The sequence below is a fragment of the Streptacidiphilus jiangxiensis genome (assembly GCF_900109465.1).
Classification (GTDB): domain Bacteria; phylum Actinomycetota; class Actinomycetes; order Streptomycetales; family Streptomycetaceae; genus Streptacidiphilus; species Streptacidiphilus jiangxiensis.
Map to the genome: position 1 here is coordinate 1 of NZ_FOAZ01000063.1, position 9468 is coordinate 9468.

The following is a 9468-nucleotide window of genomic DNA, read 5'->3' on the forward strand; positions in this document are numbered from 1 at the left end:
GGTCGCGGTGCCGGTCAAGCTCTACCCGGCCACCGAGACGCACGCGGGTCCGGTGCTGCACCAGGTGCACCGAGAAGACGCCGGGCGCGTGCGGCAGCGCCGGTTCTGCGAGGCCGAGAACCGGGAGATCGAGTACGCCGACATCGCGAAAGGCTGGGAGGCGCCCGACGGCGGCATGGTGGTGTTGACCGACGAGGACCTGGCGTCGCTGCCCGTGCCGAGCAAGCGGATCATCGACGTGCTGGCGTTCATCCCTACGGAGCAGGTCAGCCCGCTGATGTACGACAGCCCATACTACGTGGGCCTCGGGGACAAGGCGCCGTCCAAGCTTCTCGGGGTGCCTGGGGCTGTGGTGTGACGTGGTGTGAGCTGCCTCGTTGAGTGTGCGAGGTCTGTCTCTCGGGGGGTGTGGCTCTGTGGCGGGTTGTTGCACGTCTCGTCCTGTCTGGAGTCGTTGTGCGGGCTTTTCCTGTGGTACTGCCGTCCGGGGTGCGGTACTGGACGGTGATCAAAGATGATCTCGGGGTCGTTCCGATCGCCGATCATTGGCTTCGGTTCCTGCGGTTCGGTCGTAACCGGTCGGAGCTGACGACGAGGACCCATGCCGGGTCGGTGGCTCTGTATCTGCGCTGGTGCCAGGCGACGGGTCGGTCGTGGGCGGATGCTCCGCGGGATCTGGGGCTGTTCATGCTCTGGCTCAAGCATGTTCCGGCCGCCGAGCCCGCTGCCGGGTCCTCGCTGCTGGCCGGCCCCGGCGCGGTGCCGGTTCGGGGGGAGCGGCGGGTGAATGCGGTGCTGACGGCGGTGAGGGGACTGCTTTCGCATGCGGTGTCGCAGGGCGAGGCACCGCGGTGGGTGCTGGGGCAGATCTACGAGCTGGCCGACAGCCGGGACCTGCCGGCCCAGGCGCAGCCTGAGGATGCCGGGTTGTCGTACCGGCTGCGTGCGCGGCATCGGGTGCAGGAGCCGGTGATCGAGGTCGACCGGGCGACCGATGAGGAGCTGGTGGCGATGTTCCTGGCCTGCCGAAGTGCGCGGGACCGGTTGACCGTGGCGCTGTTGGCCAGGGCAGGGCTGCGCCGCGGTCAGGTCGCCGGGCTCCGTCGTGGCGACTGCCACCTGGTGACGGATGCGCGGGCACTGGGCTGCGACGTTCAGGGTCCCCACTTGCACGTGCGGCGCAGGGACAACGTCAACGGCGCTTGGTCGAAGTCACCGCACGCGTGGGTTCTGCCGGTCGACGCAGTTGTGGTGCAGGCGTATGACCAGTACGTCGATGAACGGCACGCTCGACTGGGTGCCGGAGGCAGCGACTTCCTGCTGGTGAACCTGTTCCGCGCGCCCGTGGGGGCGCCGGTGTCGCCGGACGCGATCGGAGAGCTGTTCGAGCGACTCTGCGATCGTTCCGGGCTGGACCGGAAGGTCACGCCACACATGGCCCGTCGGGCGTTCGGCAGCAACGTGGCCGACGCCGGCGGCGCCCTGGACGAGGTGCAAGCGCTGCTGGGACACCGGCACCCGGGCTCGGTGGAGGCGTATCTGACGCCGGACGTGCGGCGGTTGCGCGACGCCGTGGAGCGCGCGGGCACCCCGCGCCTCGCCTTCGAGCCGGGTGACGGCCGGTGACCGCGCCGGCGAGGATCCTCGCGGGTGGGGACGCGGAGTTGCGGGTGCGGCACCAGCAACTGGTGCAGGCGCTGGACGAGGAGTTCCTCGGGCTCGTCGACTGGGCGTGGGATCTGCGGGTGGTGACGTTCCCGAAGGAGCACCCAGTGCTGGGAATCGCGGACTGTCCGGTGCCCGGCTGCGTGCGAGGGCGTACCGGCGGCGCCGTGTGCGACGCATGCACGCATCGCTGGAAAGCATCGGGGATCGCCCTGGAGGAGTTCGTCAGACTGCCGTCCCCGGGCAACCGCGTGGTGGGGCAGCTGATCTGCGAGGTCCCCGGCTGCCCGCGCCCGCGCCTGTCACCTGGCTGGCGTCTGTGTTCGGGGCATCACTATCAGCGCACGGCCAAGCTGGAGCTGACGGTGGAGGCGTTTCTCGCGCACCCCAAGGTCGTACCGCTAACAGCTCCGGACGTGTGCCAGGTCGCGTCGTGCTTCTGGTTGTGTGATGGACCGGGGAGCCGGTATTGCCGGGCCCATCAGGCCCGGCTGGCAGCCGCCAAACGGGACGGGCACTTCGACGGCGACGAGCCGAAGTGGCAGGCGACGGAAACGTCGCCCGCCATCGACCGCCGGGTGAGCCTTCGGGGACTGCCCGAACGGCTCGTCGCCGAGCTCCTGTACGGGCTGCAGGTCCGCACCGAAAGCGAGATCCGGACCTGGGACTACACCCTGCGGCAGGTCGCCAATCGGCTGCGGGCCATGCAGGCCACGGACATCGAGACCCTCTCGGACGAACGGGTGCGCACCTGCGGGATGAGCGATCTGAGCCGCGGCTTCCTCCTCGGCGTCCGCAGCGCGGCGCGCCGCCTGGGGTCGGATCCGGAGACCGAGTGCCGCAAGGACGTGTGGGACATGGCCGTGTTCGGGCACGGCGGACGACTGCACTTCACCAAGATCGACCAGCCTGAGCTGCGGGAGGCCGCGAAGATCTGGGCCTATGACGAGCTGCCGCGCCGCCGCGGCAAGAAGGTCACCAGCGCCGTGCAGGTCCCGGTCAACGCCCTGGGCCTGCTGTCCGAGAGCCTGAGCCTGCAGCGCCCAGACCAGGGCCGGCACATCGAACAGTGGAGCCGGCAGGACATCGTCGCGTTCCTGAACCGCCTGGCCTACCTCCAGCACAGCGGGGCGATGTCGCATCGCACCCGTCAGACCACCGTCGAGTACGTGCGCCACGTGCTGAACCGCATGCGCGCGATGAGTGGCTGCGTAGGTGAAAACGGAGAGCGCTTGTTGGTGAGTCCCGGCATCGGTTGCTGGTTCAGATGCCCGGAAATGTTGATGAGAACTGACAGCGCCTGAGGGTGCCGTCCGGCGTGTCGGCGTTGAGGGACATAATCCGAGTCGTGGACCTGAGACCGGAGCTGCTGCCTCCGCCTGTGAGCCGGGAACGGCTGGATGAGTTGTGTCGTGAGATCGAGCGGATCTCTGGCCTGGTGGTCGTTCGCTCCGAGGGCGCCGATGAGGCGATCACGGTCTTCAACGCGATGACCGGGCACGACTACGGAGCTCTCGACTTCGCTGAGTACGACGGCAGCCGGAGTCTGGGCGAGTTCGCGTTGGAGGCTGCCCGGCCAGCTCGTCCCCGGATCGCTGACGTCACCACGGACGAGCTCGTCGAAGTGGTCCGCAGGATCCTCGCCGGTGGCCCGGAGAGCGACTACTACCTGCGGCTTCTTGAAGCCAACGTGCCGCATCCCCGGGTCAGCGACCTGATCTTTCATCCCCCGGTCGAACTTCGGGACGGCTCGGCCGAGCAGATCGTCGACGAGGCCCTCAGATATCGGCCGATCGCTCTGTGAGCGGCCAGGTGGGTCAGCCGGCGACTGCTTGCTGTTCGGCGCGGGCGCGGGTGCTGGCGAGTCGGTAGGAGTCGGTGCCGGTCTCGATGATGGTGCCGTTGAAGGTGAGGCGGTCGACGATGGCCGCGCAGAGGCGGGGGTCGGTGAAGGTCTTGGTCCAGCCGGCGAACGACTCGTTCGAGGCGATGGCCACGCTGTTCTTCTCCTCCCGCTCGGTCAGGACCTGGAACAGCAACTCGGCTCCTCTGCGGTCGAGTTCCATGTAGCCCAGCTCGTCGATGCAGAGAAGGTCGACGCGGCCGTAGCGGGCGATGGTCTTGGCGAGCTGCTTCTCGTCCGCGGCCTCGACCAGCTCGTTGACGAGCTTGGTGGCCAGCACGTACTTGACCCGGAAGCCGGCCATCGCGGCCTCGGTGCCGAGCGCGATCAGCAGGTGGGACTTGCCGGTGCCGGAGTCGCCGATCAGGCAGAGTGGCAGGCTTTTCTTGATCCACTCGCAGGCCGCGAGGGTGTGGATCGTCGCCGGGTCGATGTTGGGGTTCGCGTCGAAGTCGAACTTCCGCAGGGACTTGTCCCGGGGGAAGCCGGCGGCCTTGATCCGGCGCTCGGAGCGGCGCCGGGCCCGGTCGTCGCACTCGGACATCAGGAGTTCGGAGAGGAAGCCGAGGTAGGACATCTGCTCGCGGGCGGCGCTCTCGGCGAGTTCGGGGAACTGGGCGCGGATGGTGGGCAGCCGCAGCATCCGGCAGGCCTGGTCGATGGCGGCGGTGGCGGCCTGCTCGGTGATTCCTCGCTGGCGGGGGAGGGTCACGGTGTTCTCCTTCACGGGGTCGGGCGGTCTGGTCGGCGGTGTCGCAGCAGCTGGTCGTAGTGGGCCACTGAGGGCAGCGGCCTCGTGTCGGGCGGGAGCTGGGCCAGGCGCCGCTCGGTGAGCGAGGTCACCGTGGCCCGGTCTGTGGTGGGCGGCTCCGGTTCTGCGGGAGTCCTGGTGTCGGCTTCGGCGGCCTTGCGGGCCTCCAGCGCGACCGCGTCGGCGGTCAGCGCGCCCGACCGGAGGGCGGCGGCGAGGCCGGCGACGAGGTGCTCGTGGGGCAGATGTCGACCCAGGAGAAGGACTTCGATCAGCGCGCGGGTGCCCTCGCGCTCGCCGTGGGCCTTGCGGGCGGCCGCCCACCAGGCGTCGTGGACCGGGGTGAAACGGCCGGCCGAGCGGGCCTGGTCGAGCGCGGTCGCCCCGGGCAGGGCGCCGGGCTTGCGGACCAGGGCCTCCAGGTAGTGGTCCAGGTCGAGCCGGGTGCCGCCCTTGGCGATCAGCCTCTCGTGCCGGGCGACCTCCTCCCGGCCGTCGTAGACGACCAGCTCGGAGGCGTGCAGCATGACCCGGACGGTCCGTCCGATCAGCCGCACCGGCACCGAGTAGCGGTTGTTGCGGACGCCGATCTGGCTGTAGCGGTCGACCCGCGGGGTGAAGAGCCGGCCCGTCTCGAACGGCTCGTCCGGCAGCGACTCCAGGAGCGGCCGCTCGGTGGCGAAGTACTCGCCGATGGTCCGGGGCCGGGAGCGGATCCGGCGGGCCTCGTCCTCCTCGTCCCACCGGTCGATCATCGCGTTGAGCTCGGCCAGCGTCGCGACGTCGGGGACGGGGACGAGGTGGTTGCGGCGGAACCAGCCGATCTGGCCCTCGACGCCGCCCTTCTCGTGGGCGCCGCCGATGCCGGGCTGGCAGTAGAGGACATCCAGGCCGTAGTGCGAGCGGAACGCGGTCCACCGCTCGGCCTCCACGCGCTGGCGGGAGAAGCCCAGCACCCGGGCGACGGCAGCCCTAAGGTTGTCGTAGCGGACCCTCCCGGTCGGCACCCCGCCCAGCGTGTTGAGAGCGTGGACGTGGCCTTCGAAGAACGCCTCCTGCCCGCACGAGGCGAAGATCCGGTGCACCGCCTTGCCGGAGTAGGACAGCCGGAACGCGAACAGGTAGCAGGTCACCAACTCGCCGGCCAGACGCACCGTCACGTCGCCGAAGTCGACCTCCGCCTCCGCGCCGGGCTTGTGGGTCTGCGGGACGAACGCGTCCACCACCCCGCGGCCCGCCTGCAAACGGATCTCCCCACGGCGCTCGGCCACGTAGCCGCGGACCATCTGGTACGAGACCTCGTCGGCACCGTGCTCGTCCACCAGCCGGTCGAAGATCCGCTTCACCGTGTGCCGCTGCTTGCGCGGGGCGTCCAGATCTGCCCGCAGCATCTGGTCGACCAGCGGCTTGAACGGATCGAGCCGCGTCGCCCTGGGCGCCAGCTTCTTGCGGGGCTCGGGCCACGCCGACTCCAGGGCCTTCTTCACCGTCAGGAAGCCGACGCCGTACTTCCGCTGAAGAGCACGCTGCGACAGGCCAGCGCGCGAGTCCCGGCGGATCGCCGCGTACAGATCGACCTTGGACTTCGGCAACACCCGGGCCCCCTCGTCGTGCAGAGCACAACCATGGTCCCGAAGCAAGCTCCCAGGTGCTCTCAAAACTCGGCGACATCACTCTCCCGTGGCGCCGGATGCTCTCGCCGCCGAGCGACAGGCGCTCTCACTTCTCACGTATAAAGCCAGATGAGCCTGACCCGGCCTGGGCAGCCGCTGGCCGGACTGCCGCAGGACTTCACCCTCGGTCCCGGCGACGTCCCTGACGACATCGAGGACGAGCAAGCCGGCAAGGATCTGCCCGACGAGGTCATGAGCGTCCTGTGCGCGAGCCTCGACCTGCTGGAGCAGACCAGCAGCCGTGAGGTGAGGGTCGCGACGGAACTGCTCATCGACACCGGTCGCCGCCCCGACGAGATCTGCCAACTGGACTGGGACTGCCTGCGCGCCGACCCCGACGGCCAGCCCGTCCTGCTTTATGACAACCACAAGGCCTACCGGCTCGGCCGGCGCCTGCCGATCGCGGCCACCACCGCGGAGATCATCACCGGGCAGCGGGAGCGCGTCCGCGCCCGCTACCCGGACACCCCGCTCCAGAAGCTCAAGCTGCTGCCGAGCACGGTCGCCAACCCCTACGGCACCAAGCCCATCGCTGGCCTGCGAAACCAGCACCGCACCTGGGTCACCGCCTTGCCCGAGATCCACACCCGCGTCACCGTCGAAACCGGCGGCAGGCCGCAGATCCAGCCGCTGCCATTCGACAAGAGCAAGATCGTCCCCTACGCCTACCGCTACACCTACGCGCAGCGGCACGCGGACGCCGGCGTCCCCCCGGACGTGCTCCGGGCCTTGATGGACCATCGCCACTTGTCCACCACACAGATCTACTACCGCGTCAGCCAGGAGCGGCGACGCAAGGCCGTTGACCGCCTTTCCGCTCTACAGTTCGACCGTCACGGCAACCGGGTCTGGCGCAAGGCCCAGACCTTGCTGGACAGCGAACACGCCCGCCGCGCGGTCGGTGAAGTCGCCACCGCCTACGGCGTGTGCCGCGAGCCGACCAACGTCGCGGCGGCCGGTCAGGCCTGCCCGATCCGGTTCCGCTGCGTGGGCTGCGACCACTTCCACACCGACGTCTCCTACCTGCCCGACCTGGAACGCTACCTCGTCGACCTGCTGCGGAGCCGCGAGCGGCTGATCGCTGCCTTCGAGGCCGACGAGTGGGCCCGCACCGAGTCCATGCCGTCCGAGGAGGAGATCCACCGGGTACGCCGCCTGATCAGCAGAGTGAAGGCCGACCTGGACGACCTCACACCCGAGGACCGGGCCCGGATCGAGGAGGCCGTCACCTTCGTACGCCGGGGACGCGCCGTCATGCTCGGCCTGCCGAAAGTCCGCCAGCCCATCCCCGACATCCGCCCGTGGAGCAGCACATGAGTCCCGCGATGCGCGACGGCCGCGAGGCCAGCACCGACCGCCGACGCCAACGGGTCTCTGCCGCGCTCAAGGACGCTGCCCGGCGGGGTGCTCCGATCAGCGTCTCCAGCGTTGCCCGGCAGGCCGGTGTGGACCGCACATTCCTGTACCGGCACCGCGACCTGCTCGCGCTGGTCCACGCCGCCGAGCTGGAACCCGACCGACGAGATCCAGCAAGCGTTTCTCCCGTGAGCCCGCTGTCGCTCCAGGCCGACCTCGCGAACGCTCAGGCCCGCAACGCCCGCCTGAACGCGCGGGTCCAACAGCTGGAGCGGCGGCTGTCGGAGCTGATGGGCGAGCAAGCCTGGAGAGAGTCGGGGATCGGCGCCCAGCCCGACGTCGAGGAACTTCAGCGGACGACCGCCAGATTGGAGCAGCGCAATGTCGAGCTGGCGCGGACCATCGAAGAGCGCGAAACCGAACTCGAGGCATCCAGAGCGGCGAACCGCGAACTCACACGAGCCCTCAACCAGCGTGGTTGACCGTCTGTCTTGGAAGACTGGGGTGGGTTGTTACCAGCCGTTGCCGACCTGGGTGGCGGTCGATCCGCTGTAGTTGGGGCCGGTGTAGCGGTACAGGTTCTGGGTGCTGATGTTGGTGGCGAGGAGGTCGGTGGTGCCGCTGCCAGGGATGGCGACGAGGTTGGTCATGGTGTTCCAGCTGGTGCCGATCTGGACCTTCTGGGAGCCGTAGTAGTTCGGCCCGGTGTAGCGGTAGAGGATGCCGGTAGAGGAGTCGACGGCGATGATGTCGTCGCTACCAGAGCCGGTGGTGTTGCCGACGCCGACGATCTGGGACATGACGTTCCAGCCGGTGCCGATCAGGGTGCGCTGGGAGCCGTAGTAGTTCGGCGCGTGGTAGCGGTAGAGGTCCCCGGTCGAGCCGTCGAGGGCGAAGATGTCGCCGGTGCCGTCGAAGGTGCTGGTGACCTGGGTCATCGCGTTCCAGCCGGTGCCGACCTGGACGCGCTGGGAGCCGTAGTAGTTCGGGCCCGAGTAGCGGTACATGGCACCGGTGTTGTCGATGGCGAGGATGTCGCCGTTGGCGTCGTCGAGGGAGACCAGCTTCGTCATCGCGTTCCAGCCGGTGCCGACCTGGACACGCTGCGAGCCGTAGTAGTTCGGCGAGGAGTACCGCAACAGCGCGCCGGACTGATCCACCGCCAGGATGTTCCCGTTCCCGACGCTGACCAGGTTCGACATCGGCTGCGCCGTCGCGGTCGGGCTGGGGAAGGGGTTCGAGGTGTCGGAGGCGAGGCCCGCCTGGGTCCCACACGTGCCCCATGCTCCGGCGCCCTGGCCGGCAAGGACGTTCTGCGCGACGAGGATCTGCTGGTCCTCGGTGGCCTGGTAGGGGTAGGTGGCGTAGACCGTGCCGCCGTAGGCGTTCCAGGTGCTGAGGGCGAACTGCAGACCGCCGTAGTAGCCGTTGCCGGTGTTGGCCGCCCAGTCGCCGCTGCTTTCGCACTGGGCGACCTTCTCCCAGGTCGCGACCGAGGCGGCGCTGGCGCTTCCGGCCGTGAGCAGGGGAACGGTGAGCAGCGCGGCGGAGACGGCTGCGGCAGCGGCGGCCTTGCGCAGGCGCGGGTGTGCGGGCATGACGATTCCTTCGGACGGCGCGGAGAGGAGACAAGGGGCGGTGGTGTCCCGGGAGCGGGCCGGGACACCACCGGAGAGGAGGCAGGGTGTTGCGGGACTACCAGCCGTTGCCGACCTGGGTTGCCGTGCTGCCGCTGTAGTTCGGGCCGGTGTAGCGGTACAGGTTCTGGGTGCTGATGTTGGTGGCGAGGAGGTCGGTGGTGCCGTTGCCGGGGATGGCTGCCAGGTTGGTCATGGTGTTCCAGCTGGTGCCGATCTGGACCTTCTGGGAGCCGTAGTAGTTCGGCCCGGTGTAGCGGTAGAGGATGCCGGTGGAGGCGTCGACGGCGATGATGTCGTCGCTGCCCGAGCCGGTGGTGTTGCCGACGCCGACGATCTGGGACATGGTGTTCCAGCTGGTGCCGATCTGGGTGCGCTGGGAGCCGTAGTAGTTCGGCGCGTGGTAGCGGAACAGGTTGCCGGAGCCGTCAACGGCGAAGATGTCGCCGGTGCCGTCGAAGGTGCTGGTGACCTGGGTCATGG

General features: G+C 69.2%; 9 protein-coding genes and 1 pseudogene. 6 read left to right on the plus strand and 4 right to left on the minus strand.

Annotated elements, in window-relative coordinates; translation table 11 throughout:
* The 4 genes from BMY61_RS43080 to BMY61_RS43095 form a co-directional block, all read left to right on the plus strand.
* Window positions 1–358, plus strand: a 358-nt coding sequence (locus BMY61_RS43080) for a Ku protein (protein WP_342342567.1), incomplete at its 5' end; no start/stop codon positions are given.
* 113 nt (window positions 359–471) lie between these two features.
* Window positions 472–1626 (plus strand): tyrosine-type recombinase/integrase, encoded by a 1155-nt coding sequence (locus BMY61_RS43085; RefSeq protein WP_042446500.1) that lies wholly within the window; start codon window positions 472–474, stop codon window positions 1624–1626.
* The gene (locus BMY61_RS43090) at window positions 1623–2969 is read left to right on the plus strand and encodes a hypothetical protein (protein WP_052438618.1); all 1347 of its coding nucleotides are present in this window, start codon (window positions 1623–1625) and stop codon (window positions 2967–2969) included. Before BMY61_RS43085 ends, BMY61_RS43090 begins: the two co-directional genes overlap by 4 nt.
* Window positions 2970–3046: 77 nt before the next feature.
* On the plus strand, window positions 3047–3469 hold the full coding sequence (locus tag BMY61_RS43095) for a hypothetical protein (RefSeq protein WP_236655977.1): 423 nt from the start codon (window positions 3047–3049) through the stop codon (window positions 3467–3469).
* 13 nt (window positions 3470–3482) lie between these two features.
* Here BMY61_RS43095 and istB read toward each other — a convergent pair whose 3' ends face one another.
* Both istB and istA read right to left on the minus strand, forming a co-directional pair.
* The gene (gene istB / locus BMY61_RS43100; protein WP_042446960.1) at window positions 3483–4280 is read right to left on the minus strand and encodes an IS21-like element helper ATPase IstB; all 798 of its coding nucleotides are present in this window, start codon (window positions 4278–4280) and stop codon (window positions 3483–3485) included.
* 11 nt (window positions 4281–4291) lie between these two features.
* Complete coding sequence (gene istA / locus BMY61_RS43105; RefSeq protein WP_042446957.1) at window positions 4292–5911, minus strand: IS21 family transposase; 1620 nt, start codon at window positions 5909–5911, stop codon at window positions 4292–4294.
* 150 nt (window positions 5912–6061) lie between these two features.
* Between istA and BMY61_RS43110 the strand changes: the two genes are divergently transcribed.
* Window positions 6062–7309 carry a site-specific integrase gene (locus tag BMY61_RS43110; protein WP_042446498.1) on the plus strand — a complete coding sequence of 416 codons (1248 nt, stop codon included), beginning with the start codon at window positions 6062–6064 and terminating at the stop codon, window positions 7307–7309.
* A complete protein-coding gene (locus BMY61_RS43115) occupies window positions 7306–7830 on the plus strand; it encodes a DUF6262 family protein (RefSeq protein WP_236655976.1) in 525 nt (174 codons plus the stop codon). The genes BMY61_RS43110 and BMY61_RS43115 overlap by 4 nt, the downstream gene beginning before the upstream one ends.
* A gap of 30 nt (window positions 7831–7860) precedes the next feature.
* On the opposite strand, the gene BMY61_RS48545 is transcribed toward BMY61_RS43115, so the two are convergent.
* Window positions 7861–8946: a transglycosylase family protein gene (locus tag BMY61_RS48545; protein WP_052438617.1), complete on the minus strand. Its 1086-nt coding sequence runs from the start codon at window positions 8944–8946 to the stop codon at window positions 7861–7863.
* Between the two features lie 97 nt (window positions 8947–9043).
* A pseudogene (locus BMY61_RS46940) lies at window positions 9044–9468 on the minus strand (hypothetical protein); the annotation flags it as partial.

Excerpts from the sequence above, each read along its gene's own strand:
- BMY61_RS43110 (WP_042446498.1), top strand. The coding sequence starts at position 6,062 with ATGAGCCTGACCCGGCCTGGGCAGCCGCTGGCCGGACTGCCGCAGGAC.
- BMY61_RS43115 (WP_236655976.1), top strand. The coding sequence starts at position 7,306 with ATGAGTCCCGCGATGCGCGACGGCCGCGAGGCCAGCACCGACCGCCGA.
- BMY61_RS48545 (WP_052438617.1), bottom strand. The coding sequence starts at position 8,946 with ATGCCCGCACACCCGCGCCTGCGCAAGGCCGCCGCTGCCGCAGCCGTC.